Here is a 26,430-nt window from a genome sequence, read left to right on the forward strand (position 1 = left end):
CCCGGTGGTCGGGGCGGACGCGGGTGGCGGGGTGAGCCCGGTGGTCGGGTGGCCTGGGGGTGCGGGCCGTCCGCGGGGCTCGGGGGGTCGGGCGAGTCGGCCGGGGGCCGTGTCGTCGTCCGTCACCGCTCGGTGCCTCGTCACCGGCAGGGCCTAAGCTTCCGCTCATGTTGAAGGTGGGCCTGACCGGCGGGATCGGCGCCGGCAAGAGCGAGGTGTCGCGGCTGCTCGTCGAGTGCGGGGCCGTGCTGATCGACGCGGACCGCATCGCGCGTGAGGTGGTCGCGCCCGGCACTCCCGGCCTGGCCGCCGTGGTGGCGGCCTTCGGCGAGGAGGTGCTCGCACCGGACGGCGGCCTGGACCGGCCGAGGCTCGGCTCGATCGTCTTCGCCGACCCGGAGAAGCTGGCCGTCCTGAACTCGATCGTGCACCCCTTGGTGGGTGCCCGGTCCGGCGAGCTGGAGTCCGCGGCGGCCGAGGACGCCGTCGTCGTCCACGACGTACCGCTCCTCACCGAGAACGGCCTGGCGCCGCTGTACGACCTCGTGATCGTCGTGGACGCCGGCCCCGAGACCCAGCTGGACCGGCTCGTACGGCTGCGGGGTATGACCGAGGAGGACGCACGCGCGCGTATGGCCGCTCAGGCGACGCGCGAGAAGCGCCTCCAGATCGCGGACATCGTGATCGACAACGACGTACCGCTGCCGGAGCTGCAGGGGCGCGTGAAGGAGGTGTGGGCGGAGCTGGTGCGCCGGGCGCACGCGCCTCGGGGTTCGTCCCAGGAAGGGCCCCGGGAATAGCGGCTACGGGAGCGGGCGTTGAAACGAGGCAGTAAGGGAAGGACTCTGCCGTGCCCGAGACCAGCGGTTCGACCGGACGTTCGCCGGAGACGCATGTCATCGACTACCGCGCCGCCGAGCAACTGCTCGCCGCGCGCGATCCCCGAGGCGCGGTGAAGCTGCTCGACCCCGTCATCGCCGCCCACCCCGAGAACACGGCGGCCCGGCTGCTGCGGGCGCGTGCGTTCTTCGCCGCCGCGCAACTGCGGCCCGCGGAGCTGGAGTTCACGATCGTTCTGGAGCGGGAGCCGGACAACGCGTTCGCGCATTTCGCGCTCGCCCGCACCTATGAGCGGCAGGGTCGGCCTGACCAGGCCACACGGCATTTCCGGCTGGCGGCCGCGCTGGATCCGAACCCGGAGTACCTGAAGGCGGCGCGGTTCGACGGGTGAGCCGTCCGAGGCGGCTGATGCGTCCGATCCGTCTGCAGACGGCGCCATTCGACCGGTGAGCCGCAGGGCGGGCTACGGAGTGTGGTCCTCCGGGGGCCGGTGGGGTGCGCGGTTCTCCACCGGCCGGTACGGCGGGACGTCCCGGCCCGGCTGGAAGTGCGGGCCCTGGCGGATGTGCCGGACGATGACGGCCAGGTCGACGGTGATCACCAGCCACAGCACGCCACAGGCGATCGCCCAGCCCGGGCGGCCGACCAGCATGAAGGCGATCGTGCCGAAGATCGCCCAGGCCACCCCCCACACGCTCAGCCAGAACCGCGCCCGCAGCGCACTGCGCGCGGTCATCGGCTCACTGCCCGTACGCATCCGGATCATCACTCCCTACTCGCAACTTACTCTTCGGCCCGGCCGTTCTCCAGGTATGGGGCTCGGGCCCGTGCGGCCGGGTGCAATCACTCGAACGGGTGAAGTGCGGGTGGGTGGGAACGGCTGTGCGGACGCGTGCCGTTGGACGGGCATGGGGCTGAAAATGCGAGCGGGACATCAGGGGACGGGACCGGGGGCGATCACGCCGGACGGCTGCGCGGTCGAGCTCTACTCGCGGCTTCCGGTGGGGGACGAGCCGGAGGTCATCGCCGGCGCGGTGCCGGCCGGGGCGCACATTCTGGAGCTGGGCAGCGGGGTCGGCCGGATGACGCACCCGCTGCTGGAGCGGGGCTACACGGTCACGGCGGTGGACGAGTCCCCGGACATGCTGGAGCGCGTCCGCGGAGCGCGCACGATATGCAGCCCCATCGAGAAGCTCGACCTGGGGGAGCGGTTCGACGCGGTGCTGCTGGCGTCGTTCCTCGTGCACACCGGTGACGAGGAGGTGCGGCGCGGCCTGCTGCGGACGTGCGCGCGGCACCTCGCGGACGGCGGCTGTGTGCTGATCCAGCGGGAGGGCGAGGACCACCACACGAACGTGCCGCGCGAGCGGGTCGACCCGAGTGGCTTCACCGTGCGGATCGTCTCCTCGGAACCGGTCGGCGACGGCACTAACTCGGTGCGCGCGGAGTACGACTTCCCGGACGCGGCGTGGACACAGACGTTCCGGGCCCGGCCGCTGACCAAGGGGGAGTTCGAGGCCGCGCTGGGCGAGGTGGGCCTGAGAGTGGACGCGTACCTGACGGAGGACCGGGTGTGGGTGAAGGCCGTGATGGTGGAAGGGGGCTGAACCGGGGAGCGAGCGAATGAGGTGAGCGAAATTCCGGCCTGAGGGCGATGAGTTCCCGACCTGCGGCGGGTCTGTCTCTGTGACAGCAACGCATACCGCTTCACACAGGAGACCCCCATGTCCGAGACCACCGCATCCGTAGCCTCCGTCGCGTCCAACGCGTCCGTCTCGCCCGCTCCCTCGCCCGTCGTGGTGGCCGAGTCCGCGACCGCTCGGGGCCGCCGGGCCCGTATCGCCCTTCGGGCCCTCCAGGTGGCCCTCGCGCTCTTCTACGCCGTCGCGAGCGCGTTGCCCAAGCTGATCGCGCACTCCTCGGCCGCGGAGACCTTCGCCGACATGGGCTGGGGCAACGCGGGGATGTACTGCGTCGGCATCCTCGAACTGGCGGGTGCCGTCGCCCTGTTGGTGCGGCCGCTCCAGTCCGTCGCCGCGATGTCGCTGGGCGCGCTGATGGTGGGTGCGTTCGTCACGCAGCTCACGGTGTTCGACGGGCAGAACGCGGCAACACCGGTGATCCTGCTGGTGCCGCTCGCCCTGATCGCCTGGGCACGGCGGGGCCAGAACACGGAGCTGCTGCGGATGCTGCGGCGACGGGCGTGACGGACGGGGCGCCCGGCATGGCCGACCGTACGGCGGGGGTGCGGCGGGCGGGGAGCGTACGGCGGCGGTGGCGATGGGTGGATGACACCGGCCGTCACCGCAGGGCCGTAACAGCGCGTCGCACCGCTCCGCTGTGCCTCCGCCGCTGTGCCTCCGCCGCCGGGCACCCTCCGCCGGGCCCCCTCCGCCGGGCCCCTTCACCCTGCCTTCTCCGCTATGCCCGCAGGTCAGCGCCCTCCGGTGCGGCCACCACGGCCACCCGGCCGGCCGAAGCCTCCACCCGGGCCTCCGAGCCCACCCGTCCCGCCCAGCCCGCCAAGCCCGTCTGGGCCTCCGAGGCCGACCGAGCCTCCCCTACCGCCCGGACTTCCCTTTCCGCCCGGGCCTCCCTCTCCATCCGGCACACCTCGGCCGCCAGCACCTCCGAGTCCACCTGAACCACCCGGACCACCTGGACCCGCCGGGCCGCCGAGGCCGCCAAGTCCGCGCAGGCGCTCCAGTTCGCGGCGGTCGCGCTTCGTCGGGCGGCCCGTGCCGCGGTCACGGATGCCGGCCGGGGCGAGGAGGTCCCTGGGCGGACGCGGTGGGCTGTTGTCGATGTAGCACTCGACGGCCACGGGGGCGCCGACCCGCTTGCGGATCAGCCGCTTGACGACGACGACGCGCTCCCAGCCCTCCTGCCGGAGCCGTACCTCGTCTCCGACGCGTACGGCGTGGGCGGGCTTGACCCGTTCGCCGTTCAGCCGCACATGGCCGCCACGGCAGGCCGCGGCGCCCTGGGAGCGGGTCTTGACCAGCCGTACGGACCAGATCCAGCTGTCGATGCGGACGCTCTCGCCGTTCGCCGGACCGGCCGCCTTGGCGGCGGCGATCGCGGCGGCTGTGGCGGCGGCCTTCGGGTCGTCGGCGCCGGGGTGCTCGGTCCCGGGGGCGTCGGCACCCTGATCCCCTGCGGCGGGGGCGCCCTGGTCCTCGGCGGCGGGGGCAGGGTCGTCCGCCTGCGGGGCGTCGGCGGACGGGGTGGGGGCGGGCGGGGCGGACGAGCCGGTCGTCCCTCGTACCGCCTCGGCCTTTCGGGTCCGGAGTGTCTCAAGAGCACGTTCGTCGGCCGGGGGCGCGGTGCGGTCCGGGGAGTACCGGCTGGTCCCGCCGCTGCCCGCCTCGTCCATGCGATCGGAAGCCATTCCTTGACCTTAGCCCGCCTGGCCCGGTGCGCTGGAGGGCGTTTCCTCCAGCTCGGGTCCGGGCCGGCCACCGTTGCGGTCGCCGCAGGCCGGGGGCGCGGATCTACGGTGGACGCATGGACAGCAGCGCCCCTGCCGGTCTCGCCGGCCTCGATCAGCGGATCGCGGGCTGCCGGGCTTGCCCTCGGCTGGTCGCCTGGCGCGAGGAGGTGGCCCGTACCAAGCGCGCCGCCTTCGCCGACTGGACGTACTGGGGGCGGCCGGTGCCGGGCTTCGGCCCGCCGGACGCCCGGCTGCTGATCGTGGGCCTTGCTCCGGCGGCGCACGGCGGCAACCGCACCGGCCGGATGTTCACCGGGGACCGGTCGGGCGACGTGCTGTACGAGGCGCTGTACGACGTGGGGCTCGCGTCCCAGCCCACCTCGGTGACGGCCGACGACGGCCTGGAGCTGTACGGCGTCCGCGTCACCTCGCCCGTGCACTGCGCGCCGCCCGCCAACAAGCCCACGCCGGGGGAGCGCGACACCTGCCGACCCTGGCTCGTCCAGGAACTGGGCCTGCTGCGGTCGACGTTGCGGGCGGTGGTCCTACTCGGCGCCTTCGGGTGGCAGGCGGCGTTGCCGGCGTTCGCGGCGGCGGGCTGGACGGTGCCGCGACCGAGGCCCGCATTCGCGCACGGGGCACAGGTGAGGCTCGCCGCGCCGGCCGACCCGAGCGCATCCGCCGACCCGAGCGCATCCCCCGACCTCACCGCACGCCGCCGCTCCAACGCCCCCACCGACACCCCACCCCCCACCCACACCCCACCCCGCGACCAACTGCCCGCCCTCGACCTTTACGGCTGCTTCCACGTCAGTCAGCGCAACACCTTCACCGGCCGTCTCACCCCGGAGATGCTGCGGGACGTGCTGCGCGAGGCGGGGCGTACGGCGGGGCTGGCGGTGCGAGATTGACCGGACGGGGCCGTCGTGGCGGGGCTACGGTGCTCCGATGAGTCTCTACGCGGAGATCGAGCCGTACGACCACGGCATGCTCGACGTCGGCGACGGCAACCGTGTCCACTGGGAGACCTGCGGCAACCCGGACGGCAAGCCCGCGGTGATGCTGCACGGAGGGCCCGGCACCGGATGCTCCCCGAACTTCCGGCGCTACTTCGACCCCGCGGCGTACCGGATCGTGCTGCTGGACCAGCGGGGGTGCGGGCGTTCGACGCCGAGGGCCAGTGCGTACGGCACCGACATGAGCGTCAACACGACGGATCGTCTCCTCGCCGATCTGGAGCTGCTGCGGCGGCATCTCGGGATCGAGCGGTGGCTCGTCTGGGGTGTGTCGTGGGGGTCGGTGCTGGGGCTGCGCTATGCGCAGACGCACCCCGGCGCGGTGTCCGAGCTGGTGCTGACCGGGGTGGCGACGGGGTCGAACGCCGAGGTGGCGCTGTTGACCCGGGGGCTTGGCAAGCTCTTGCCGGAGGCCTTCGAAATGTTCGTCGGCGAACTGCCCGAAGGTGATCGCGAAGGCAACCTCGCCGCCGCCTACAACCGGCTGCTCGAGTCCCCGGACGCGAGGGTGCGGGAGCGGGCAGCCCGGGCGTGGACGGACTGGGAGACGGCGTGCGTTCCCGCGCCGCCGCGCTCCGTGCCGCGTTACGAGGACCCGGTGTTCCGCATGGGCTTCGCGCGTACGGTCACGCACTACTGGGGCAACGACCACTTCCTGGGCGGGGGCGACGACGGGGGAGTGGTGCTCCGCGACGCGCCTCTGCTGAAGGGCATCCCCGGCATCCTCGTCCAGGGCGGCCTGGACTTCGGCAACCTCCTCGGCACCGTCTGGCGCCTGCACCACGCCTGGCCCGGCAGTGAGTTGGTGGTGGTCGACGAGGCCGGACACAACGCGGGTGCGCCGGGGATCACGGAGTTGCTGGTCGCGGCGACGGACCGGTACGCGAGTCGCTGAGCCGGGCCGGACTGTGCGGTGGATGGCTGCTCAGGGCCGCCACTCGTACCGGACGTCCGGCTCCCCTTCCTCGTTGCCGCTGCCGTCGGTGCGCTCGACCGCGACGAAGCCATGGCGTTCGTAGAAGCGGTGGGCCGGGGTGTTGATCTGGAAGGTCCACAGGGTCAGGCCGTGTGGCCGGCGCTGTCGGGCGAGGTCCAGGAAGCGGTCCCCGACGCCCCGGCCGCGCCAGTCCGGATCGAGGTAGAGCTGGGAGAGCTGGTCACCGTGGAGCACCATGACGCCGATCAGACCCTGCGTGGTCTCGGCCACCCAGGTTTCCCGCAGCGGCACCACCACGTCCCGGAAGTAGTCCCGCACCTCGTCGTCGGAGCGCGGCCTGACGACCGTCGGCAACGCGGCGGCGAACGAACGCAGCCAGACGTCCGCCGCGGCACCGGCATCCGCCGCCACGGCGCGGCGGAGAGCGACCCGGCTCATCGCCAAGAACCGTCGGGAACGACGGCGGTGGCCGTGATCTCCACCAACTGCCCCGTGTACCCGAGGCAGGCCACCCCGAGGAGCGTCGACGAGTGCGGACCGGTGCTCAGCCCGGACGCCTCGACGACCTCCCACACGGCGGACAGCACCGCGGGCTCGCTGCCCACGACGTACACCTCGGTCGCCAGCACGTGCGCCAAGTCACTGCCCACGGCGCGCAGTTGCTCCCCCAGATTGGCGACCACCTGCTGAGCCTGCCGCACGGGATCCCCCTCCCCGACAAGCTTTCCGTCGGCGTCGAGCGGCACGGAGCCGGCCAGGAAGGCGAGCTTCGTGCCGGCCTCGACGACGGAGGCGTGGGAGTAGGTGGGGGGAGGGAAGAGGGAGGGGACGGTGACGCGCTTGATCATGGGCTCCCTGCTGACGTCGACGGCGGGGCGTACAGGCGTGTCGCTGCATTGAAACACCGGCCAACTGGGCATACCGGAACGGGCGTACGGTGGCCGACCCGCCGATCATCCGCGCCCGCGCCGACGCGCGCATCCGAATTTCCGGGCCCCGAGGTCACACGGGCGGAGGTGCCTCACTCGCCCCCTTCCCAGGGCGCACCCGCATGCGGCAAAGGCGCACGACTACGTACGCTGCGCGCATGCCCATCCCCGCCGACGACACCACGTTCCTCGACACCACCGCCGACCGCCTCGCCACCCTCCCCACCGTCCAGGCCGTGGCCCTCGGCGGCTCCCGTGCCCAGGGCACCCACAGACCCGACAGCGACTGGGACCTGGCCGTCTACTACCGCGGCCCCTTCGAGCCGGCCGACCTCCGGGCCCTCGGCTGGGAAGGAGAGGTGTCCGAGGTCGGCGAGTGGGGCGGGGGCGTGTTCAACGGGGGCGCGTGGCTCACGATCGACGGGCGGCGTGTCGACGTTCACTACCGCGACCTCGACGTCGTGGAGCGGGAGTTGACAGAGGCGCAGGAGGGCCGGTTCCGGGTGGAGCCGCTGCTGTTCCATCTCGCCGGAATCCCCACCTATCTGATCGTCGCCGAGCTGGCGATCAACCAGGTCCTGCGCGGACAGCTGCCGAGGCCGGCGTCGTACCCGGAGAAGCTGCGCCGCACGGCGAGCCGCCGCTGGTCTGGCACCGCCGCCGCGACCCTCGCCTACGCCAAGGCCAACCACGCGCCCGCAGGCCGGCTCACCGAGGTGACCGGCGCCATCGCCACGGCCGCCGTACAGACGGGACACGCCGTGCTGGCGGCGCGGGGGGAGTGGGTGACCAATGAGAAGCGGTTGCTGGATCGGGCCGGGTTGCGAGGCATCGACGGTGTGATCGGCGGTCTGAGGGCCAGGCCGGATCAACTGAGCCAGGCCGTTGCCAACGCTGAGCAGTTGTTCGAGCACGCGGTGGAGGAGGTGGCGACTGGTGCGTGACGCAGCGGCGTCAACACCGAGATGGCACCGTCATTTCGCATCCGGGTGCGTCACGCCGACGTGTGAACTCGGCGTCCTCCGCGTGGCTGGAAGCTGCCCTTCCTGAGCTTCGGGCGAAGAGTGCGCGAACCCGACTCGCGGACAACCGATCATCGCGTTCGCCGTAGGGGGGAACGTCGAGTCGTCGCCGGCCGTCACGCTTATCACGCCGGTGCTGCCTGAATGTCTCCAGCCCCTGGGCATTCATACGCCCCTTTCCGGTCGTTCTTGATGGATTCCGCCGCATGTACAGTCCGGCTTCCGCCAGAAGGCGACGTACGACGCGCGCGGGCGCGCCATGAACACGGGGAGGACAAATGAAGAACGCCCTGCTGACCACTGGACTGGCCGGGACTTTGGTCATGGGGACGGCCGTGCCGGGGCTGGCCATTTCCGATACCGGATCGACGACGCTGCCCGGCACGGGTGCGAAAGTCGTGGCCAATGCCTGGCACTGCAATGCCTACGCCGACAAGTGTTCGTTCAAGACGTCCACCAAGACCACGAAGGGCGGAGCGAAGTACAAGGTCAGCAAGATCACCAATGTGGCGACGGTGAAGGCCAACGGATGGCAGGCCACTCTCTCGCTGAGTCCGAGCGGCACGCAGGTCAGTGAGAACACCCGTCAGGTCAGCTGGACCAACAAGAACACGTGGATCGCCGACATCAGCGGCATCGCCGATCCGGGCGGATCGATGAACACGAGCATCACAACCTGCTCGGACGGAGGGGCCTTCAAGGCCGGCGTCAAGGCGTTCGCTTCCGCCTGCGCGAACGACTGACCGACGATCCGCCGTGAAGAACAGTATTACCCGTCTCCACCAGCACACGGGCCGTCGCCACCAGGTACTCGCCGGCGTCGCGGTGGCGATCGCCACGGTGCTGGGCGTCTCCTTGTACGGCGGCGGGGCGGTCGAGCGGCCCGGCCCGCCCGGTGGCGACCTGGCCGAGCAACTCGACGCCCTGCGTGGTGCCAATGATCTCGTGCGTGCCTCGCGTGTCGATGCCGGACGGGATCCCGCGCTGTATCCGACCGCCTACGGTCGTCTGGAGGCAGCGCTGCCGGGGCGCCGTAGCGGCGACCCGGTGCCAGGGATCCGACCCGGCGCCCTGGCGGATCTCGCCCGGACCGACATGCTGGACACTCCCGCGTGGCGTGCCCACTACGTGTGTTTGTCGCTGTCCGGGGCCTTTGGGGTCAAGGCTCCGAAGTCGGCCGATGCGGCAGCTGTCCTGACACGGGCCGGAGTTCGAGAGCAGGCCGAGGGAGAAGCGCACGCCTACCTGCGAACGCCGGACCACGCGGATGATGGTCTGACCTCCCTCGCCACCCGTGCCGCATTTCTGAGCACCTTGACGTGCCTGGGCCGCGAGGGAGAGGTGCCTCGCGCCAGCCTGGACCGCCTTGCGGCGGACACCGCTCGTGCCGACCAGCCCGTACCGGTGCTCTACGCGGTCGAGGCTTTGCGTGCGGTAGGCGTACGCGGCCAGGCGACCCGGGCTCTCCGCGACGCCGACGTGCAGCTGCACGGGGACTGCGCCGGCCTCGACCCCATTCAGCGAGCCGCTCTGGCCCTGCTGCGGCAACGGCTGCCGCAGCCGACACGCATCTGTCTCCAGCCAGCACTGCACGATCCCGACCCTCAGACGCGGTGGCTGGTCCGGCGCGCGCTCACCGTCGGCGCTTCCGGATCCGCCCCATCCCTTCCCGCTCCGGTGAGCAGCATCCGGTCCGACGGCCTCGTCGCCAAGTCCCCGGCTCAACTGGGCACGCTCACCGCCACCTACAACGCCGTACGGGCCCTGACCGCACGTGCCCAGCAAGCCCAGGCGCCTGACTGGTTGAGGGAGCGGCTGCAGCAGATGGGGTCGGATCGTCGCCTCGACCCGTCCGACCGGGTGCTGCTCGCCATGACGTGCCACCGGCTGGCCATGTCCTGTGGGCCGCAGGCCGAGAAGGGTGCCGAGGAGGCAGCCGCGCTGAAGGTACCGGCACGCCTGACGGCCGAGAACCGGCGCGGCTGGTACGGCGCCATGGCCGCGCGCGCCGAGTTCGGACTCGACTGCAGGCGAACCTCCGTCGCGTTGCCCCCGGACGAACGCCCCACGCTCTCCTCCAGTTCGCTCCGCATCGTCGTCCTCCTCGCCGACGCCGGCTGTGCGGCTCAGGTCGCACGGCTCGCGGAGGGGACCGACCTGGTGGCACAGGCTCGGAAAGCTCTGGCAGACGGGGATCTCGTGGCAGCGTCCGACGCGGTCCAGGCAGCACTCGTCTCCGATCAGAGCATCCCGCAGGCTTTCTGGGCTGAGCTTCCCGGCCTGCTGAAGCGGTATCGCGACGTCAGATTTCCGGACCTGTACGCACCCTCGCCGGGCGGTGCCGCCTCCGCGGACGCGACCAGAGCCGCGTACTACCTCCTTGCCTGAGGAGCCCCAGCCCCACACACCGAGTCCCCGATCCGCCCCAGCTTCCCCCGTCAGAAGGGCACCCGTCGTATGAAGGCCTCCCCACCGCCGGACACCGCATCCCCGCCCGCCGTCGTCGCCGAAGACCTCGCCTTCGCCTACGCCACCGGCGCCGGACTCACCAGAGCCGACCTCACGCTTCACACAGGAATGATGGCCGCCGTCGAAGGGCCTTCAGGTTCGGGCAAGAGCACCTTGCTCGCCCTGCTCGGTCTGATCCTTGCACCGGCCGCGGGCTCGCTGCGCATCGCCGGTACGGACACCGGTTGCCTGGCCTCGTCGGACAGGGACCTCCTGCGTCGGCGTTCGATCGGCATCGTTCTCCAGGACCTGGGGCTGCTCACGTTCCTCAACGCCTGGGAGAACGTCGCCGCCGCCTTCGGTCCCCGTCTGGCCCGGCACCGTACAGCGGCCCGCGATCTGCTCGGCGACCTCGGTATGGAGCAACTCGCCGACTCTCCGGTGAGCGAGCTCTCCGGCGGCCAGCGGCAACGCATCGCCGTCGCCCGTGCCGCCGTGAAGGAACCGGTGCTCATCCTGGCCGACGAACCGACCTCGGGACTCGACCCCAGCACGGCTCAGTCCGTGATGAGCTCCCTGCGGTCAAGTACCCAGCGCGGTGCGGCCGTGCTGCTCGTCACGCACGACTCGGCGGTCGCCGCACGCTGCGACCGCCGCTATCTGCTCGACGCGGGAGTGCTGTCGGCGGGCAGCAACGAGACCGGCGACAGGCAACCGGCGAGCAAGGACACACGTTGTGCGGAGAACGCTCCCAAGGAGAAACTGGGATGAGTCGCTGGAGCCTCTACACCTGGAAGCGGGACGGGCGTTCGCTGCGCAGGGCCGTGCCGGCGCTGGCCCTGCTTGCCATGCTGCTCACCGCCTCCGCCGGGGTGGCGGGCGGTGCTGCCGGGGCCGTTGAGCGGGATGTACTGGGATCGGGTGGGCTCACTCAGATTGAGCTCTCATCGTTCGAGGGCGATGCGTCGGTCCGATCGCTCACCACTGCGGCGCTGCGGTACGCCGGGAGTGTGCCAGGGGTTCGGCAGGTCGTCGGCGACTACCCCTCCGTGTTGTACGCCGAGGAGAACGGCACGTACGACCTGACCAGCCGCACCCTCACCCCGGGCGACGATCTTCCCGTCCGTGGAGGCGCCGTCCCCGAGGAGTTGGGGCCGAAGGACGTTGTGCTGCCGACCGACGCGCAGGGGACCGATTTCACGCCGCTCGTCGGGCGGACCGTCGCCTTCGGTTACACCCAGGCCTCAGAGGCCGGGTCCGGCACCACAGATGTCATCCAGCTGAGAATTGTTGCCCTGTACGACCCGACCTGGCAGGTCGACGGGCCCGGTGTCGCCTATCTCTCGGAGGACACCGCCGCATTCCTGGCCGCGGCGCGTGCCGGTCAGGAGGCGGAGGTGTTCCGGGAGAAGGAGGGCGCGCAGTCCGCCGTCGTGGTCGTGGAGCATCAGCGACAGGTGGCCACGGTCACGAAGACGTTGCAGGACGACGGGTTCTCGGCGTCCGCGGTATCCGACCGGGTGCGCAATCTGCCGGGGCTCTTCGGCGTGGCAGATCTCGCGATGCGGGGCGGGGTTCTGGTTCTGGCACTGGGCGCACTGGGGCTTGGTGCCGTGCGTGCCGGGGACAGTGCGCGAGCGCGGCTAGGTCAGTTCGCCGTCCTGCGCATCCTTGGAACCGGACGCCCGGAGTTGCGCCGGATCCTGCTCGGTGAAGCCATCCTGTCCGGAACGGTGGCGGGTTTGGCCGGGGCTGCCCTGGGGACCGCGCTCTCCGTCGCGCTGGTCGGGCCGCTCAGTGACGTGCTCGGCCTGCCCATCACCATCACCGACGCCCTGCCCGGACCCGCCTGGGCAGCCGCCGCACTCCTCCTGCCCGCCGTCGGCCTCTGCGCCGGCACTCTCCTCGGCAGTCGTGAGGCTCTCCGTCGGGATCCTTACCTCACGGCGCGAACTCACAGCTGACACCTCGAGAGCCGGTCTCCACCCGTAGGGGGCTGAAGCAAGCAGTGCGCTGGGAGAGCCCTGAACCACGGGCTCTCCTCACGCTCCGCAACCGTTGCGTTCATAAAGAACGTGGCGCATCCAGGCATCGTCACATCCCGGCAATACGGCCGTTCCATCCCCTCCAGGAACGCGATCTACGGTGGACAGCACCGTCCGCCGCCCGGCCACCGTCGCCCGAGTGCAGCCACCCCCGCCCTCGTCCCGACAGGAGCCGCGTGTACCGCCGTGTCGTCCGCGTTCTTCCGCCCTGGCTGGCCCATGCCCTGCGCGCGCAGGCGCAGGGTGGGCCCGTGCCGTGGAGTGCCGTTGTCCGAGGGGCGCTGGCCGCCGGGCCGTTGCTTCTTGTCGCGGTGGTCACGGGGCGCGCCTCCGTCGGTGTCGTCGCCGCCGTCGCCGCCATGCTCGCCGGGATCAACGACCGGCCCGGCAGCCGACGGGCGTCCGTGCGGCGGCTCGGGGTGCCGGCGCTTGCGGGTGCGGTGGGGATGCTCGCCGGGACGTACGCCGGGCAGGGCACGGGTGGCCCGGTGCTGACGCTGATTCTGACCGGGCTCGGGCTCGTCGCCGGTGGTGTCAGCGCTGTCGGGCCCGTGGCCTCGGCGGCCGGTACGCAGTTGCTCGTCGGGTGCGCGTTCGGCGCCGGGATGCCGTTGCCCGAGCCGGGGTGGCAGCGGGCGCTCGCCTTCCTCGTGGGGGCCGGGTGGCTGCTCGCGCTGCGGCTCGCGCTGCCCACGCCCGGCGCCCTCGCCGGGGACTACCGGTTCGACGGGGAGCGGGAAGCCGTCGCCGACGTGTACGACGCCGTCGGCGGCCTGCTCGACGCCGTGGGAACGGCGCAGGACGCTGCCCGGCGTTCCGCTCTGACCGCCGCTCTCGACCACGCCCAGGACGCCCTCACCGGGCCCCGGCTGCGGCGCCACGCCTCCTCGGCCACCGAGCGGCGGTTGCACGCGCAGTACGCCGCCGCCCTGCCCCTCGCCGAAGCCGCCACCGCGCTCGCCTGGGCGGGGAAGGGGCTGTGCGGGCGGGCCTCCGCGGGGCCTCGGCGGCTGGCCGCGGCCGTCCGGGGGAACACGGACGCCGGGCCGCTCCCCGCGCCGTCCCGGTCGATGCCCGCCCTGCGCGCCCTCGACGACGCCCTGCTGCACGCCGCCGAGGCCTTCGACCACGGCGAGGGCGGCGACCTGCACACCCGGCGGCGCACGGGCAAGGACCTCCTGCGCGCCGTCGTCGGTGCCGGCGGCCGCGAGTACGGGCTGCGCGTCGCCCTCTGCTTCGGCGCCGGCGTCGCCGTCGCCCAGGCCCTGCGCCACGCCCAGTGGCACGGACCGCACGAGCACTGGTATTGGCTCCCGGCCACCGTCGTCTTCCTCGTCAAGCCCGACCTCGGGCCGCTGGTGTCCCGTGTGCTGTGCCGGGCGGCCGGAACTGTCCTCGGGGCCCTCGCGTTCGCCGCGTTCGCCGCCGTACTGCCCCGGCCCGAGGGGCTCGTCGCGCTCGTCGCCCTCAGCGGCGCCCTCATCCCCGTCGCCACGCGGCACTTCGCCGCCCAGACCGCCGTCGCGACCGTCCTCGTCCTCGCCCTGGTGATGGTGGGCGGCGAACCGCAGGCCTCCGCGAGCCGGATCGGGGAGACCTTGCTGGCCTGCGCGATCGTGCTCGTCGCCGGGCATCTGCCGATGCCGGGGCAGCGCGGTGGTGGAGTGCGGGCGCGGCTCGCGGCGGCCGGCGGTGCGGCCCAGGCCTACCTCGCCCACGTCATGAGCGAGTCCGACGACCGCGCCGCCCGCTGGGGCCTGCGCCGCGAGGCGTACCGCACGCTCGCCGAGGCCCGCGGCGCCGTCGCCCGCGCCGCCGCCGAACTGCCCGCGCTCGCCCGCCACACGGAGGGTGCCGACGAGGTCGCCGGCACCCTGGAACGGCTCGTCGACATGACCACCGCCTGCGCCGTCCACCTCGACGACACCGGCCGCCTCACGCCCCGTCACGCCCGGCGGCTCGCCGAACTCGTCGACGAACTGGAGACGGGGCGCCGCCGACTCGGCCTGCGAGTGCGGGAACTGCCCGTCGCCGCCGCCTGACGCCGTCCCCCTATGCCGAGACGGCCGCTTGTCGCCTGCGGCGCGACCAGCCGCTCATCGACATGACCGCGCCGACCTGACGCGACCATCAAACTCCCTGTCCGCGTCGGCCCGATGCGACGATCGGGCTCCTTACCCGCGTCGGCCCGACGCGACGATCAGGCCCCCTACCCGCGCCCGCACGATGCGACGATCGGGCTGCTTACCCGCGTCGGCCCGACGCGACGATCAGGCCCCCTACCCGCGCCCGCACGACCCGGCCATCAGACCCCGACCCGCAGCCACACCGGCGCGTGATCCGATCCCGCCACCCCCCGGCGCTCCGCCGGATCCGGTCCCACCGACGGCAGGTCCGGGGCCTTGGACCCCGGCAGCCCCGTCCCCGCCTCCGTCACCCGGCGGACCAGCCGATGACTGCACAGCAGGTGGTCGATCAGCTCGCGCCGCCCGGAGTTGACCCGCGAGAACCTCTGCTCGGCGGGTATCAGCGGCGCCACGTTCCACAGCCGGGCCGCGTCGCCCTTGTCGGCCGCCTTGAAGCCGGGCGTGCCGATCTCCGAACCGGGCGGGCCGAGCAGGATCTGCGTGGTCGCCGCCTGCGCCTCGTCGTTCAGATCGCCCAGCACCAGCACGTCCCGCGCCCGCCCGTCGCCCGCCAGCAGCTTGTCGGCCAGCGCGCGCAGCGCCGTCGCCTCGGCGGTCCGCCGGAAGAGGGCGTAGGCGCCGTAGCGGGCGCGTTCGCCCTCGTCACGGGGGTGGAAACGGTCGTCCGGGTACGACAGCAGCTTCGACTTCAGATGCGCCACCGCCACCGACAGCTCACCGGCGCGCACCGCCAGCAGACCCCGGCCCGCGGCCGTCACCTCCGGTCCGGAGTCGTCCGCCTGCACCGGCCGCAGCGGTGCCGGGAACCCCGTCGTGTCGGAGAGCACCACCATGGGCGTACGGCTGAGGAAGCCGACCCGGATGCCCCGGCTGTCGGCGTGTCCGGACAGGGCGATGTGCCAGTTGCCGGCCAGCATTCCGGCCAGGTCCGCCAGCGCGTCCGGATCCCCGACCTCCTGTACGCCGAGCAGGGCCGGGTCGAGTTCCGCGATCACGTCGGCCAGGGCGGCGAGCTTGGTCTCGTAGGCTGCCTTGTCCTTGGGGCCGTACGGCCCGCCGGGCCGGTACAGGTTCTCCAGGTTCCAGGTGCCGAGCAGCATGCCGGGATCCTTTCAGCGGCCGGACGACGTCTGTGGTGAGGCCAGCGTGCCCGTGCGCGCGGTTCCTGGACAGACCCGCGACATGATGCGTCGTTCACTTCACGCGCTCCGGCGGCCGCGTCGTACGTTGGCGGGATGACGCCTTCTCCCGCAGAAGCCCCCACGCACCCGCGCGCAGAAGCCCCCGCGGACCTCGTCATCACCGGGTGCGCCGTCCTCGTGCACGACGACCAGGAGCGGATCGGGTTCGAGGAGAACGCCGCGGTCGTCGTACGGGGCGGAGTCGTCGAATCCGTCACGACCGCCGACGCCGTACGGCACCTGCCGGCCGTCGAGCGCATCGACGCCGCCGGCCAGGTCGCCCTCCCCGGCCTCGTCAACTGCCACACCCACGCCCCGATGGTCGCCCTGCGCGGCCTCGCGGAGGATCTGCCCACCGAGGCGTGGTTCAACGACGTCGTCTGGCCCGTCGAATCCAATCTCACCGAGAGGGCCGTGGAGTTGGGCGCGCGGCTGGCCTGCGCCGAGATGATCCGGGGCGGCGTCACCTGCTTCGCCGACCACTACTTCACGATGGACGCGGTCGCCGCCGTCGTCGAGGAGTGCGGGATGCGGGCCCATCTGGGCGAGGCGTTCTTCTCCTCGCAGGGGCCCGAAGGACGCGAGCGCAGTCTCGACTTCGCGCTGCGCAACCGGGGGCGCGCGGGCGGCCGTATCACCACCGCCCTCGCCCCGCACGCCCCCTACACCGTCGACGACGCGGACCTCGCCGCGACCGCCGGCCTGGCCCGCGCCCACCACCTGCCGGTGCACCTCCACGCCGCCGAGAACCGCGACCAGACCGACACCAGCCTCGCCCGCCACGGCGTCACCCCCATCGGCATCCTGGAGCGCACCGGACTGCTCGACACCGACCTCCTCGTCGCGCACGGCACGGGCATCCTCGACCGGGACCTGCCCCTCCTGGAACGCGCGGCCGGCCGGATCGCCGTCGCCACCGCCCCCCGCGGCTATCTGAAGTTCGGCTGGCCCGGCACCACACCCGTACGTGCCCTGCGCGCACTCGGCATCCCCGTCGGACTCGCCACCGACGGCGCCGCCTCCAACAACTCCCTCGACGTGTGGGAGTCGATGGCGCTCACCGCCCTCGTCCAGAAGTCCGCCGAGGGCGACCCACGCTGGCTGACCGCGCGTCAGGCCCTGCACCACGCCACGCTGCAGAGCGCCCGGGCGGTCGGCCTGGGGGACACCGTCGGCTCCCTCGCCCCGGGGCGGCGCGCCGACATCGTCCTCGTCGACCTCACCGGCCCGCACACCCAGCCCGTGCACGACCTCGCCGCGACCCTGGTGCACAGCGCCCGCTCCAGCGACGTCCGCACGACCGTCGTCGACGGGCGGGTCCTGATGCGGGACCGCGAGCTGCTGACCCTGGACGTGGGGGCGGTCGTGGGCGAGTTGTGCGAGCGGATGCCCGCGCTGGTCGACCGTGGCCACGGACGCCGTATCCAGGAGTACGACACCTGACGCGGCGCCCTTGGTCACCGGGCCCGGGAAAACCTCCCGAAAAATTTCGTGGATCAGCGATGAGTTCCGCCCCGTCCACCGGTCACCACCCGCAACGGGACCGTTGCACAGGAGGGGCCATGTCGCTTCCGGAGATCGCCTCGCGCGAGGAGTGGCGCAGGGCGCGTCAGGAACTGCTGGTCAAGGAGAAGGCGGCCACACGCGCGCGGGACGCGCTCAACGCCGAGCGCCGCCGGCTGCCGATGGTGGAGGCCGACACGGAGTACGTGTTCGAGGGGGGTGACGGGAAGGCCACCCTGCTCGACCTCTTCGAGGGGCGGCAGCAGCTCGTCGTCTACCACTTCATGTTTCCGCCCGAGTGGGAGGCCGGCTGCCGCAGCTGCTCGGCGTTCCTCGACCAGGTCGGCCATCTGGCGCATCTCCACGCGCGCGGGACGACATTCGCCGCCGTGTCGCGGACGCCGTACACGAGGATCCTTCCGTTCAAGGCACGGATGGGCTGGACGCTGCCCTGGTACTCGTCGTACGGCAACGACTTCAACGTCGACTTCGAGGCGACGCTGACGCACGAGGGTGAACTTGTCGAGCGGCCCGGCGTGAGCTGTTTCCTGCGGGACCGGGACCGGGTGTTCCACACCTATTCGACGTACGAGCGCGGGCTCGACGGGCTCGGCTCGACCACCAGTTTTCTCGACCTCACCGCGCTGGGCCGGCAGGAGGAGTGGGAGGAACCCAAGGGGCGCGCGTCGGCATTCGGGGCACCCGCGGGCAGTGAACGGATCCGCTATCACGACGAGTACGAGGAGTGAAGCGGAGGGTAACGGTAAACGCGGAAATGAGGAAGCCGTCCGCACGTTTGACGGTGAACGAGTGTCAACTACGTCTCAGTCGTGTCACTTGGCGAGGCGATTTCCCTTCCGACGGCGTTAACTCCTACAAGTACGACGCTTTCTGGAGGTGCAGGATGGTGAACGGGCGAATGGTGGTCGAACGCTTTCCCGCAGGCGGCCCGCGAGGCTCGTGGCCGGCGGAGGAGTTCGCGCAGGCACGTCGCTCGGAGGGGCTGCCCGCCGAGGTCGTGATGGACCTCGCGACGGACACGTTCCTGGTGATCGTCCGAGGTGGCGACGGCGCGGAGTGAGCAGGGGTCAGCCCGCCTCCGGCGCGGGCGCCCGCATCGCGAACTGCTCGGCCTGCAACCCGTACAGCTCCGCGTAGACGCCGCCCTTGACCAGCAGTTCCTCCGGAGTTCCCGATTCCACGAGCCGGCCCTCGTCCAGCACGTGCACCAGGTCCGCATGGCGTACGGACGCCAGCCGGTGGGTGATGAGCACGACCGTCTGGCCGGTCCCGGCCAGCGCGCGAATCTTGTCGAACACCTCCAGCTCGGCCCGGGCGTCCAGGGCGGCCGTCGGCTCGTCCACGATCAGGATGCTGCCCCGCCGGTACGCCGCCCGGGCGATGCCGAGCCGCTGCCACTGGCCGCCGGACAACTCGTGCCCGCCGCTGAAGTTGCGGGCCAGCAGCGTGTCCAGACCGCGCGGCAGATCCGCGACCACGTCCTCGGCGCCCGCCTCCACGACCGCCGCGGCGAGCCGCTCCTCGGTGACCGGCGCCGAGGGGCGGCCCACGGCCACGTTCACCCGGGCCGTGAACGGCCACCGCTTGAAGTCCTGCGCCACCATCGCGACCCGCTCGGCCAGCCGGTGCCGGTCCGCGGTCGCCGCGTCGACGCCGTCCCACAGGATCCGGCCCCGGTCCGGTTTGTACAGCCCGGCGAGCAGCTTGACCAGGGTGGTCTTGCCGGATCCGTTCTCGCCGACCAGCGCGATGATCCGGCCCAGCGGCAGCGTCAGGGTGATGTCGTCGAGCGCGGGGCGGGTGGCGTCACCCGGGTAGCTGAACGTGACGTTCTCGAAGCGGATCTCCCGCGGGTCCTCCGGCAGGGCCGCGCCGCCGACCGGAATCGCCCGTTCGGCGGCCTCGACGTACAGCCGCTCCAGATCACCCACGAAGAGGGCCTCCTCGTGCAGCTGGTTGATCTCCAGGACGAGCGTCTCCAGGCTCGCCGAGCCGGTCCGGATGGCGATCACGGCCGTGCCCGCCACCGCCAGGGACATCGCCTCCGCGAGCAGCAGACCGCCCAGCGTGGCGTACGTCGACACCGTCGCGAGGCCCGTCCAGGCCGCCGCGATCAGGCCGGTACGGGCCGCGAGCCCCGCCAGCCTGGCCTGCTCCGCCTCAGCGGCCTCCGACATCGCCCGGAAGTGCCGCAGCAGGAACGGGCCCACACCGTGCACACGGATCTCGGGCGCCGCCTCCGGTTCCGTCAGCAGGCCGCTGATCAGGTGACCCGCGCGCGCGTGCTGCACCCAGGTGTGGAACGACTCGTAGCGGCGCCGGGCGTTCGTCAGCGCGCTCCAGGCGCTCGGCAGCGTCATCGTCACCAGCAGCGGGAGCAGCAGCGGATGCAGCACGGTGAGCACGCCGGCCGCCGCGACCAGCGAGATCATCGCGTTCACCACCCGTGTGCCGTACAAGATCATGCGGCGGGCCGAGGAGGCGCCGTACTGCGCGGTGTCCAGCAGCTTGTGGAAGGCGTGGTCCTCGATCGCCGCGAGCTCGACGGCCGCGGCCCGCTCCAGGTACCGCTCGGTGGCCACGCGCTCCACCTTGGGCTCCAGTCGGCCGGTGGCGTACGTCGACGCCGCCCGCAGCAGCGCGCCGAGCAGCAGGACGACGGTGATGGCTATCAGCGCGGGGACGGCGCCGCGCAGCCGGTCCTCGATGGGGCCGGTGCCCATCAGCCCGCTCAGCACGCTGTTGACCGCGAACAGACTCACCGCCTGCGCGAGCCCCCGGCCCACCTCGGCCGCCAGCACGATCCGCGCGGCACCCGGGTCGGCCTGCCGGGCCAGCCGGAGGCTCGCGGCGAGCAGGGCGGGCATCCGCGTGATCATGGCCCGGAAGCCGAGCTCCAGGAAGGCGTCCGCGTGCTGGTTCCAACCCATGTCGTAGCGGAGGGGGCCGCCGAAGAGCAGTCGCTCCGACTCGGACACCTCCGGCTTGCCTACGCCGCCCTTGGTCCCCACGGTCGACCTCCCCCGAACGCGCACGAACGGCCACTATCGCGGCACGGTCGGCGACTGGGCAGGGCGCAGGGTGGGGGGCGGGGGCGTACGCCCGGGTGCGTGGGGGTGCGGGCCGTGGGTTGAGGGCGCACGGAGAGGGACCGCGCGGGCGGATGTGCCGGTGGGTGGGGCTTGCGGGGGGAGGGTGTGCGCCCCGGGGATCAGGGCTGCCCGGGGCAGTCGGTCGTGTGGTGCCGGCTCGCTTCGCCCGTACGGCGGGCGGACGCCCACGGCGCGGGGGCGCCTACGACGTCCGGGGGCCGTATCCCGGAAGGCCCCCGCGGAGCCCTACGCGGTGATGGCCCGTGACCAGCTCGGTGCCGTCCCGATGATGCGGCACAGGGCCAGATAGAGCGGGATCGGCGGGGTGTAGGGGAGGGTGCCGTCGGGGCGGTGGATGAGACGGGGGGCCTCGGGGACCAGCGCACCGGTCGCGTAGCGCGCCGGGGCGGGCCACTCCAGGGCGTAGTCCGAGTCGGACGGGACCAGCCACCACCAGTGCGCGTCGTCGGCGTAGACGCAGCCCACGCGCGGGAGGCGGGGCAGGACGAGCGGGCCGAAGCGGGCGGGCACCTGCACCGCGTCGCAGCCAAGCGGGGCGGTCATGCCGTCGGGCACGGACAGCCGCAGCGACGGCGCCTCCGGCCTGCGCAGCCCGCGGCTGAGGCGGACCAACGTGTCCAGGGTGAGTGCCTGTCCGCCGCCGGGAGCGGCGGCCGTCACACCCATTCGGTCCCCGTTTCGCCGTGCGCCGGGCGGCACACGCGCGCGTGTGCCTCGTCGTCGTCCTCGCCCGAGCCGCCGGACGGGTCCGGCTTGGGGCGGGCGCCCCAGCCGAGGTCGCCGCGCGCGCTGTCGGCCTGGCGCGGCAGCTCGGCCCAGACCAGCAGGCCGGGGCCGTGTTCGTGGGCGCCCCAGGCCTGTGCGAGCGCGTCGACGAGGAGCAGTCCCCTCCCGTGCTCCTCCTCGGCCCTGACCGAGGACGGGTGGGGCTCACCGGTGGCGCATCCTTGGTCACGCACGGCTATGCGCACCAGGTCGTCCTCGTCCTGCAGCTCGCAGACGACGACATCGCTCGCGGTGTGCAGGATCGCGTTGGTGACCAGCTCCGACACCACCAGTGCGGCAGTGTCGCAGGTGTCCTCGCACACGGCCCAGCCGTTCAGCCGGATCCGCGTCAGGCGCCTGGCCTGCGCGGGAGAACCCGGATGCGCGGCCAGCTCGAAGCGGAACCGGCGCTCGGCGGCGGACCCGAAGGGATCGGCTGCCTCCCCCACTCTCGCACCGGCGCGAGCGGAGGGACCTCCATCGGCACCGAGGCCGAAGAGGCCTGCGGTGGCGTCTGTTCCTAAGGGCACGGACGGAATCACGCTTGCCACTATCGCCCTGCCGCGAACAACTTGGCAAGTGTCACTCTGAAAATTGCAGAGTGCTGTGTGACGCGGTGAACGGTCGTGGCACACTGCTCGCAACAGCATGTGATGCGGCGCCAGTTGAGATCTGCGAGGTCGGCCCCGACCTTCGAATAGGTCTTCGAATGGCGCCGCTGGGCTGTCAGGATTCGTACAGGATTCGTACGGGATCGATGCGGGATGACTGCGGGATCCCTACGGATCGCGCAGTTGTCAGGGTTTCGATGGGCGGAGGTGGAGCGTGAGCGAGCCGCGGTCGGCGCCGACGGTCGGCCAGGTCGTCCTCGGCAGGCGCCTGCTCGACCTGCGCGAACGCGCCGGGCTCAAACGCGAGGAAGCGGCCCGTGTCCTGCGCGTCGCCCCCGCCACCATCCGCCGTATGGAGACGGCCGAGGTATCCCTCAAGATCCCGTACCTCCAACTGCTCCTGAAGGCCTACGGGATCCCCGACGACGAGGCCGACGCCTTCGTGGAGCTGGCCGAGGAGGCCAACAAACCCGGCTGGTGGCAGCGGTACCACGACATCCTGCCCGGCTGGTTCTCGATGTACGTGAGCCTGGAGGGTGCCGCCTCCCTGATCCGCAGCTACGAGCCCCACTTCGTACCCGGGCTCCTGCAGACGGAGGACTACGCGCGCGGGGTCCTGAGGTCGGGCGCCGTCGGTCAGACCCGGCCCGAGGACATCGAACGACACGTCGCACTGCGTATGCAACGCCAGGACCTGCTGACCCGCAGGGACGCGCCCAGGATGTGGGCGGTGCTGGACGAGACCGTGCTGCGCCGCCCGGTCGGCGGCCCGGAGGTGATGCGTGCCCAGATCGAAAGGCTGCTCGACGCGACGAAGCTGCCCAACGTGACGTTGCAGGTCGCCCCGTTCGCCACGGGGCCGCACCCCGGCACGTACGGGCCCTTCGTGCTGTTCCGGTTCGCCGTGCCCGAACTCCCGGACATGGTCTACAGCGAGTACCTGACCGGCGCCGTCTACCTGGACGCGCGCGTCGAGGTGGCCACCCACCTGGAGGTCATGGACCGCATGGCGGCGCAGGCCGCTACGGCACATCGCACGAAGGAGATCCTGGAGGATCTCCGCAAGGAGCTGTGAATGGATCGCATCACGTCCCAGCCCAAGCCGCGGGTCCGCGCAGAGCGGATCTACAACGGCATGCCCGCCCGGGAACTGGGCAGCGAGGGCTGGCACAAGCCGTGGAGCGGTGGCAACGGCGGCAACTGTCTGGAGGCGATGAAGCTCGCCGACGGCCGTATCGCCGTCCGGCAGTCCACCGACCCCGACGGGCCGGCGCTGATCTACACCTCCGACGAGATGACCGCGTTCATCGAGGGTGCGAAGGCGGGGGAAGCGGACTTCCTGCTGTCCTGACGGACTTTCGCTTGTAGAGGTGCTTCTTCGGTTGCCTGTTCACAACTCAACTACTTTATTCTGGTGCTGAATTGATCACACATCACGTCCGACGCCCACGGAGCGCCTCATGACCGCGATCGACACCAGCAAGCCCCATCCCGCACGGATGTACGACTGGTATCTGGGCGGCAAGGACAACTACCCCGTCGACGAGGAGATGGGCCGGCAGATGCTGGCCCTGGACCCCCGGGTGCCGGTCATGGCGCGGGTCAACCGCGCCTTCATGCACCGGGCCACACGCTGGCTGGCCACGAACGGCGTACGGCAGTTCCTGGACATCGGCACCGGCATCCCGACCGAGCCCAACCTGCACCAGGTCGCGCAGTCCGTCGCGCCGGACGCGCGCGTGGTCTACTGCGACAACGACCCGATCGTGCTGGCCCACGCGGCGGCCCTGCTGCGCGGCACGCCCGAGGGCGTGACCGAGTACCTCCAGGCCGATGTGCGGGATCCGGCCACCATCATCGAGGGGGCCGCGAAGGTCCTGGACCTCAGCCGGCCCGTGGCACTCTCCCTCGTCGCGCTGCTGCACTTCGTGCCCGACGAGGACGGCGCGCACGAGCTGGTCTCCAAGCTGCTGGCCGTACTGCCGTCCGGCAGCTACCTGATGATGACCCACGCCACCGCCGACTTCACCCCGGAGGAGTCCGCGGCGGCCACCGAGCAGCTCCGGGCCGCGGGCGTGACGCTGGCACTGCGCTCGCGGGACGAGTTCGCCGGCTTCTTCGGCGGGCTGGAACTGGTCGAGCCGGGCGTCGTGGTGGTGCCCGAATGGCGTCCCGAGCTGGGGGAGCCGGTGCCGGGTCAGGACGACGGGGTGATTCCGGGGTACGGCGCGGTGGGGCGGAAGGCGTAAGTGTCCACGTCCAGACTTCGTCACGGGTAACGGGTAACGGGTAACGGGTAACGGGTAACGGGTCACGGGGGCGCGGCAGCCTTCGTCACGGCTCACGGGGGCGGCAGAACGCCGCACAGCGCGTCCAGTGCCGCCCCGTACGCGTGCTCCGAGGGGGTCGCGTAGCCGACGACCAGGCCGTCCCCCGCGGTCATGCCGGTCCGCGGGTGCCGGAACGCGGCTAGGCCGTCGAGTGCGACGCCCCGCCAGGCGGCGGCCTTGACCGTGGAGCGCTCGGTGCCCGGCGGCAGCCGCAGCACCGCGTGCAGGCCGGCCGCGACACCGGTGACCTCGACGTGCGGGGCGTGCTCGGCGAGCGCGGCGACGAGGCGGTCCCGGCGGCTGCGGTACCGCTGCCGCATCCGGCGCACATGACGGTCGTAGGAGCCCGTGGTGATGAAGTCGGCGAGGCTGAGCTGGTCCAGGACGCTCGCCCAGGCCTCGCGCTCGCCCTTGGCCGCGAGGACGCCGTCGACGTACCGCTCCGGCAGGACCATCCAGCCCAGCCGCAGCGCCGGTGACAGGCTCTTGCTGACCGAGCCGACGAGGATCACCCGCTCGGGGTCGAGGCCCTGGACGGCGCCGACGGGTTTGCGGTCGTAGCGGAACTCACCGTCGTAGTCGTCCTCCAGGACCACGGCCCCACGCGCGCGTGCCCAGTCGACGACGGCGGCGCGGCGCGTGGCGTGCAGCGGGCCGCCGGTCGGGAACTGGTGGGCGGGCGTGAGCAGCACGGCCCGCTCGCCCGCGAGCAGGTCGACGCGGGCGCCGTCCTCGTCCAGGGGAAGCGGGACAGTACGGACACCGGCCGACGTCAGCAACTCCCGGTGGAAGCCGAGCCCGTACGCCTCCATGGCCAGCGGCCCGCGCAGGACGCCACCGCCGAACAACAGCCGCAGCGCGTGCGCGAAGCCGGAGCAGACCACGATGCGGCCGGGCGCGGTGCGCACGCCACGCGCGCGTGCCAGGTACTCGGTGAGTGCCTCGCGCAACTCCCGGCGGCCGGCGGGGTCGCCCGGCCCGAACACCTCGTTGGGTGCCTGCTGAAGCGCCCGCCGGTAGGAGGCGAGCCAGGCCGCGCGCGGAAAGGCGGACGCGTCCGGGGTGCCCTGCCGGAGGTCGTGCCGGGGGCCACGCGCGCGTGCGGGCGCTTTCTTCGCGACCCGGGGGCCGCCCTTGAGGGGCTCGGCGCGCTCGGCGACGCGGGTGCCCGAACCCTGACGGGCGGTCAGCCAGCCCTCCGCGACGAGTTCCGCGTAGGCGTCGGCGACCGTGTTGCGGGCGACGCCGAGGTCGGCGGCGAGCGAGCGGTACGGGGGCAGACGGGTGCCGGGGGCGAGCCGGCCGCTGCGTACGGCGTCCCGCAGGGCCCGGATGAGGGCGGCGCGGCGACCGCCCGGACCGTCGAGTTCCAAGTGCAGGTCCGCGCCGATGCCTTGGGCGGAATTGACCCACGTTTCTGCCATGGAAGTGCACCCTACTGTCGGTCTTTGCGGCCCGTAGGTTGAAGGACATGACGACGAACACGGTGCATACGACGACCCCGACCGACACGACCCACGCGACCGACCCGGCGACCACGACGACCACGGCTCCCGTGGGCTCCGCTGCGGCCGTCGCCGAGGCCGGCCGGGCCCGGCTCGACTTCGCCAAGTCCGCCCCGAAGGCCTTCCGCGCCCTCATCGGCTTCGACGCGGCGGCGCGGGACGGTCTCGATCCGGCCCTCGTCGAGCTGATCCAGATCCGCTCCTCGCACCTCAACCACTGCGCGTACTGCCTGCACATGCACACCAACGACGCCCGCAAGGCCGGTGAGAGCGAGGACCGGCTGCACATGGTCGCCGTCTGGCGCGAGGCCCGGCACTTCTTCACCCCGAAGGAGCAGGCCGCCCTGGCCCTCACCGAGGCGCTCACCACGGTCGCCGACGCGGGCGTCCCCGACGACGTCTACGCCGAGGCGGCGGCCTGGTTCGATGACCAGGAACTGGCCCAGGTCATCGCCCTGATCTGCGCGATCAACACCTGGAACCGGGTTGCGCTGTCCACGGCGAAGGTGGCGGGGACGGACGAGCGGCGCCGCTGACCGTGCTGAGGGAAGGGGTGCGCCCTCCCTCGCGACCACCGGCGTGAG

At 72.2% G+C, this 26,430-nt stretch carries 28 protein-coding genes; 19 read left to right on the forward strand and 9 right to left on the reverse strand.

Annotation, left to right across the window (positions count from 1 at the left end; translation table 11 throughout):
- Positions 1 to 167: 167 nt before the first annotated feature.
- Positions 168 to 800 carry a dephospho-CoA kinase gene (coaE, locus tag ACFV6X_RS11870; protein ID WP_385381225.1) on the forward strand — a complete coding sequence of 211 codons (633 nt, stop codon included), beginning with the start codon at positions 168 to 170 and terminating at the stop codon, positions 798 to 800.
- Between the two features lie 50 nt (positions 801 to 850).
- A complete protein-coding gene (locus tag ACFV6X_RS11875; protein WP_365451681.1) occupies positions 851 to 1,231 on the forward strand; it encodes a tetratricopeptide repeat protein in 381 nt (126 codons plus the stop codon).
- Positions 1,232 to 1,303: 72 nt separating this feature from the next.
- Here ACFV6X_RS11875 and ACFV6X_RS11880 read toward each other — a convergent pair whose 3' ends face one another.
- Positions 1,304 to 1,606 carry a DUF6343 family protein gene (locus ACFV6X_RS11880; RefSeq protein WP_385381228.1) on the reverse strand — a complete coding sequence of 101 codons (303 nt, stop codon included), beginning with the start codon at positions 1,604 to 1,606 and terminating at the stop codon, positions 1,304 to 1,306.
- A 154-nt stretch (positions 1,607 to 1,760) separates the two neighbouring features.
- On the opposite strand from ACFV6X_RS11880, the gene ACFV6X_RS11885 reads away from it, so the two are divergent.
- Together ACFV6X_RS11885 and ACFV6X_RS11890 are read left to right on the forward strand one after the other, a co-directional pair.
- Complete coding sequence (locus ACFV6X_RS11885) at positions 1,761 to 2,447, forward strand: class I SAM-dependent methyltransferase (protein ID WP_385381231.1); 687 nt, start codon at positions 1,761 to 1,763, stop codon at positions 2,445 to 2,447.
- Between the two features lie 117 nt (positions 2,448 to 2,564).
- A complete protein-coding gene (locus ACFV6X_RS11890; RefSeq protein ID WP_385381234.1) occupies positions 2,565 to 3,047 on the forward strand; it encodes a DoxX family protein in 483 nt (160 codons plus the stop codon).
- A gap of 227 nt (positions 3,048 to 3,274) precedes the next feature.
- On the opposite strand, the gene ACFV6X_RS11895 is transcribed toward ACFV6X_RS11890, so the two are convergent.
- Positions 3,275 to 4,231, reverse strand: coding sequence for a S4 domain-containing protein (locus ACFV6X_RS11895; RefSeq protein ID WP_385381237.1), 957 nt, complete (start codon positions 4,229 to 4,231; stop codon positions 3,275 to 3,277).
- A gap of 116 nt (positions 4,232 to 4,347) precedes the next feature.
- Here ACFV6X_RS11895 and ACFV6X_RS11900 point away from each other — a divergent pair, with 116 nt between their 5' ends.
- Positions 4,348 to 5,184: a uracil-DNA glycosylase gene (locus ACFV6X_RS11900; protein WP_385381240.1), complete on the forward strand. Its 837-nt coding sequence runs from the start codon at positions 4,348 to 4,350 to the stop codon at positions 5,182 to 5,184.
- 37 nt (positions 5,185 to 5,221) lie between these two features.
- Entirely contained in the window at positions 5,222 to 6,184 is a 963-nt protein-coding gene (gene pip, locus ACFV6X_RS11905) for a prolyl aminopeptidase (protein WP_385381242.1), read from the forward strand.
- Positions 6,185 to 6,214: 30 nt separating this feature from the next.
- Here pip and ACFV6X_RS11910 read toward each other — a convergent pair whose 3' ends face one another.
- Complete coding sequence (locus tag ACFV6X_RS11910; RefSeq protein ID WP_385381245.1) at positions 6,215 to 6,664, reverse strand: GNAT family N-acetyltransferase; 450 nt, start codon at positions 6,662 to 6,664, stop codon at positions 6,215 to 6,217.
- On the reverse strand, positions 6,661 to 7,074 hold the full coding sequence (locus tag ACFV6X_RS11915; RefSeq protein ID WP_385381248.1) for a RidA family protein: 414 nt from the start codon (positions 7,072 to 7,074) through the stop codon (positions 6,661 to 6,663). Before ACFV6X_RS11915 ends, ACFV6X_RS11910 begins: the two co-directional genes overlap by 4 nt.
- A 239-nt stretch (positions 7,075 to 7,313) precedes the next feature.
- On the opposite strand from ACFV6X_RS11915, the gene ACFV6X_RS11920 reads away from it, so the two are divergent.
- From ACFV6X_RS11920 to ACFV6X_RS11945, 6 genes are all read left to right on the forward strand, one after another.
- A complete protein-coding gene (locus ACFV6X_RS11920) occupies positions 7,314 to 8,099 on the forward strand; it encodes a nucleotidyltransferase domain-containing protein (protein ID WP_385381251.1) in 786 nt (261 codons plus the stop codon).
- Positions 8,100 to 8,455: 356 nt separating this feature from the next.
- Positions 8,456 to 8,920, forward strand: coding sequence for a hypothetical protein (locus tag ACFV6X_RS11925; RefSeq protein WP_385381254.1), 465 nt, complete (start codon positions 8,456 to 8,458; stop codon positions 8,918 to 8,920).
- Positions 8,921 to 9,002: 82 nt separating this feature from the next.
- Positions 9,003 to 10,565 carry a hypothetical protein gene (locus ACFV6X_RS11930; protein ID WP_385381257.1) on the forward strand — a complete coding sequence of 521 codons (1,563 nt, stop codon included), beginning with the start codon at positions 9,003 to 9,005 and terminating at the stop codon, positions 10,563 to 10,565.
- 69 nt (positions 10,566 to 10,634) lie between these two features.
- Positions 10,635 to 11,396, forward strand: coding sequence for an ABC transporter ATP-binding protein (locus ACFV6X_RS11935; RefSeq protein ID WP_385381260.1), 762 nt, complete (start codon positions 10,635 to 10,637; stop codon positions 11,394 to 11,396).
- A 77-nt stretch (positions 11,397 to 11,473) separates the two neighbouring features.
- Positions 11,474 to 12,589, forward strand: a complete 1,116-nt coding sequence (locus ACFV6X_RS11940) for an FtsX-like permease family protein (protein WP_385381263.1) — start codon at positions 11,474 to 11,476, stop codon at positions 12,587 to 12,589.
- A 257-nt stretch (positions 12,590 to 12,846) separates the two neighbouring features.
- Complete coding sequence (locus ACFV6X_RS11945) at positions 12,847 to 14,712, forward strand: FUSC family protein (protein ID WP_385381266.1); 1,866 nt, start codon at positions 12,847 to 12,849, stop codon at positions 14,710 to 14,712.
- Positions 14,713 to 14,975: 263 nt separating this feature from the next.
- Here ACFV6X_RS11945 and ACFV6X_RS11950 read toward each other — a convergent pair whose 3' ends face one another.
- A complete protein-coding gene (locus ACFV6X_RS11950; protein WP_385381268.1) occupies positions 14,976 to 15,917 on the reverse strand; it encodes an endonuclease/exonuclease/phosphatase family protein in 942 nt (313 codons plus the stop codon).
- A gap of 135 nt (positions 15,918 to 16,052) precedes the next feature.
- Here ACFV6X_RS11950 and ACFV6X_RS11955 point away from each other — a divergent pair, with 135 nt between their 5' ends.
- From ACFV6X_RS11955 to ACFV6X_RS11965, 3 genes are all read left to right on the forward strand, one after another.
- Entirely contained in the window at positions 16,053 to 17,441 is a 1,389-nt protein-coding gene (locus ACFV6X_RS11955; RefSeq protein ID WP_385381271.1) for an amidohydrolase, read from the forward strand.
- 119 nt (positions 17,442 to 17,560) lie between these two features.
- Positions 17,561 to 18,250, forward strand: coding sequence for a DUF899 domain-containing protein (locus tag ACFV6X_RS11960; protein ID WP_385381274.1), 690 nt, complete (start codon positions 17,561 to 17,563; stop codon positions 18,248 to 18,250).
- Positions 18,251 to 18,405: 155 nt separating this feature from the next.
- Positions 18,406 to 18,582: a hypothetical protein gene (locus ACFV6X_RS11965; RefSeq protein WP_385381276.1), complete on the forward strand. Its 177-nt coding sequence runs from the start codon at positions 18,406 to 18,408 to the stop codon at positions 18,580 to 18,582.
- 7 nt (positions 18,583 to 18,589) lie between these two features.
- Here the strand turns inward: ACFV6X_RS11965 and ACFV6X_RS11970 are convergent, their stop codons facing one another.
- From ACFV6X_RS11970 to ACFV6X_RS11980, 3 genes are all read right to left on the reverse strand, one after another.
- A complete protein-coding gene (locus ACFV6X_RS11970) occupies positions 18,590 to 20,533 on the reverse strand; it encodes an ABC transporter ATP-binding protein (RefSeq protein ID WP_385381279.1) in 1,944 nt (647 codons plus the stop codon).
- 327 nt (positions 20,534 to 20,860) lie between these two features.
- A complete protein-coding gene (locus ACFV6X_RS11975; protein ID WP_385381282.1) occupies positions 20,861 to 21,301 on the reverse strand; it encodes a hypothetical protein in 441 nt (146 codons plus the stop codon).
- The gene (locus ACFV6X_RS11980) at positions 21,292 to 21,951 is read right to left on the reverse strand and encodes an ATP-binding protein (protein ID WP_385381285.1); all 660 of its coding nucleotides are present in this window, start codon (positions 21,949 to 21,951) and stop codon (positions 21,292 to 21,294) included. The genes ACFV6X_RS11975 and ACFV6X_RS11980 overlap by 10 nt, the downstream gene beginning before the upstream one ends.
- A 274-nt stretch (positions 21,952 to 22,225) precedes the next feature.
- On the opposite strand from ACFV6X_RS11980, the gene ACFV6X_RS11985 reads away from it, so the two are divergent.
- The 3 genes from ACFV6X_RS11985 (at position 22,226) to ACFV6X_RS11995 (ending at position 24,260) form a co-directional block, all read left to right on the forward strand.
- The gene (locus ACFV6X_RS11985) at positions 22,226 to 23,086 is read left to right on the forward strand and encodes a helix-turn-helix domain-containing protein (protein WP_385381288.1); all 861 of its coding nucleotides are present in this window, start codon (positions 22,226 to 22,228) and stop codon (positions 23,084 to 23,086) included.
- Positions 23,087 to 23,362 (forward strand): DUF397 domain-containing protein, encoded by a 276-nt coding sequence (locus ACFV6X_RS11990; protein WP_365451652.1) that lies wholly within the window; start codon positions 23,087 to 23,089, stop codon positions 23,360 to 23,362.
- A 109-nt stretch (positions 23,363 to 23,471) separates the two neighbouring features.
- A complete protein-coding gene (locus tag ACFV6X_RS11995; protein ID WP_385381291.1) occupies positions 23,472 to 24,260 on the forward strand; it encodes an SAM-dependent methyltransferase in 789 nt (262 codons plus the stop codon).
- Positions 24,261 to 24,352: 92 nt separating this feature from the next.
- On the opposite strand, the gene ACFV6X_RS12000 is transcribed toward ACFV6X_RS11995, so the two are convergent.
- Positions 24,353 to 25,765 (reverse strand): PLP-dependent aminotransferase family protein, encoded by a 1,413-nt coding sequence (locus tag ACFV6X_RS12000; RefSeq protein WP_385381294.1) that lies wholly within the window; start codon positions 25,763 to 25,765, stop codon positions 24,353 to 24,355.
- Positions 25,766 to 25,812: 47 nt separating this feature from the next.
- Here ACFV6X_RS12000 and ACFV6X_RS12005 point away from each other — a divergent pair, with 47 nt between their 5' ends.
- The gene (locus ACFV6X_RS12005; RefSeq protein WP_385381297.1) at positions 25,813 to 26,382 is read left to right on the forward strand and encodes a carboxymuconolactone decarboxylase family protein; all 570 of its coding nucleotides are present in this window, start codon (positions 25,813 to 25,815) and stop codon (positions 26,380 to 26,382) included.
- Positions 26,383 to 26,430 lie beyond the last annotated feature (48 nt).

The organism is Streptomyces sp. NPDC059861 (assembly GCF_042731435.1).
In the GTDB taxonomy this organism is placed as follows: Bacteria; Actinomycetota; Actinomycetes; order Streptomycetales; family Streptomycetaceae; genus Streptomyces.

Bases quoted from the DNA above. Each gene is read 5' to 3' on its own strand.
- coaE (WP_385381225.1), top strand. From the start codon at position 168: ATGTTGAAGGTGGGCCTGACCGGCGGGATCGGCGCCGGCAAGAGCGAG.
- ACFV6X_RS11880 (WP_385381228.1), bottom strand. From the start codon at position 1,606: ATGATCCGGATGCGTACGGGCAGTGAGCCGATGACCGCGCGCAGTGCG.
- ACFV6X_RS11885 (WP_385381231.1), top strand. From the start codon at position 1,761: ATGCGAGCGGGACATCAGGGGACGGGACCGGGGGCGATCACGCCGGAC.
- ACFV6X_RS11890 (WP_385381234.1), top strand. From the start codon at position 2,565: ATGTCCGAGACCACCGCATCCGTAGCCTCCGTCGCGTCCAACGCGTCC.
- ACFV6X_RS11895 (WP_385381237.1), bottom strand. From the start codon at position 4,231: ATGGCTTCCGATCGCATGGACGAGGCGGGCAGCGGCGGGACCAGCCGG.
- ACFV6X_RS11900 (WP_385381240.1), top strand. From the start codon at position 4,348: ATGGACAGCAGCGCCCCTGCCGGTCTCGCCGGCCTCGATCAGCGGATC.
- pip (WP_385381242.1), top strand. From the start codon at position 5,222: ATGAGTCTCTACGCGGAGATCGAGCCGTACGACCACGGCATGCTCGAC.
- ACFV6X_RS11910 (WP_385381245.1), bottom strand. From the start codon at position 6,664: ATGAGCCGGGTCGCTCTCCGCCGCGCCGTGGCGGCGGATGCCGGTGCC.
- ACFV6X_RS11915 (WP_385381248.1), bottom strand. From the start codon at position 7,074: ATGATCAAGCGCGTCACCGTCCCCTCCCTCTTCCCTCCCCCCACCTAC.
- ACFV6X_RS11920 (WP_385381251.1), top strand. From the start codon at position 7,314: ATGCCCATCCCCGCCGACGACACCACGTTCCTCGACACCACCGCCGAC.
- ACFV6X_RS11925 (WP_385381254.1), top strand. From the start codon at position 8,456: ATGAAGAACGCCCTGCTGACCACTGGACTGGCCGGGACTTTGGTCATG.
- ACFV6X_RS11935 (WP_385381260.1), top strand. From the start codon at position 10,635: ATGAAGGCCTCCCCACCGCCGGACACCGCATCCCCGCCCGCCGTCGTC.
- ACFV6X_RS11940 (WP_385381263.1), top strand. From the start codon at position 11,474: ATGCTGCTCACCGCCTCCGCCGGGGTGGCGGGCGGTGCTGCCGGGGCC.
- ACFV6X_RS11950 (WP_385381268.1), bottom strand. From the start codon at position 15,917: ATGCTGCTCGGCACCTGGAACCTGGAGAACCTGTACCGGCCCGGCGGG.
- ACFV6X_RS11955 (WP_385381271.1), top strand. From the start codon at position 16,053: ATGACGCCTTCTCCCGCAGAAGCCCCCACGCACCCGCGCGCAGAAGCC.
- ACFV6X_RS11960 (WP_385381274.1), top strand. From the start codon at position 17,561: ATGTCGCTTCCGGAGATCGCCTCGCGCGAGGAGTGGCGCAGGGCGCGT.
- ACFV6X_RS11965 (WP_385381276.1), top strand. From the start codon at position 18,406: ATGGTGAACGGGCGAATGGTGGTCGAACGCTTTCCCGCAGGCGGCCCG.
- ACFV6X_RS11975 (WP_385381282.1), bottom strand. From the start codon at position 21,301: ATGGGTGTGACGGCCGCCGCTCCCGGCGGCGGACAGGCACTCACCCTG.
- ACFV6X_RS11990 (WP_365451652.1), top strand. From the start codon at position 23,087: ATGGATCGCATCACGTCCCAGCCCAAGCCGCGGGTCCGCGCAGAGCGG.
- ACFV6X_RS11995 (WP_385381291.1), top strand. From the start codon at position 23,472: ATGACCGCGATCGACACCAGCAAGCCCCATCCCGCACGGATGTACGAC.
- ACFV6X_RS12000 (WP_385381294.1), bottom strand. From the start codon at position 25,765: ATGGCAGAAACGTGGGTCAATTCCGCCCAAGGCATCGGCGCGGACCTG.
- ACFV6X_RS12005 (WP_385381297.1), top strand. From the start codon at position 25,813: ATGACGACGAACACGGTGCATACGACGACCCCGACCGACACGACCCAC.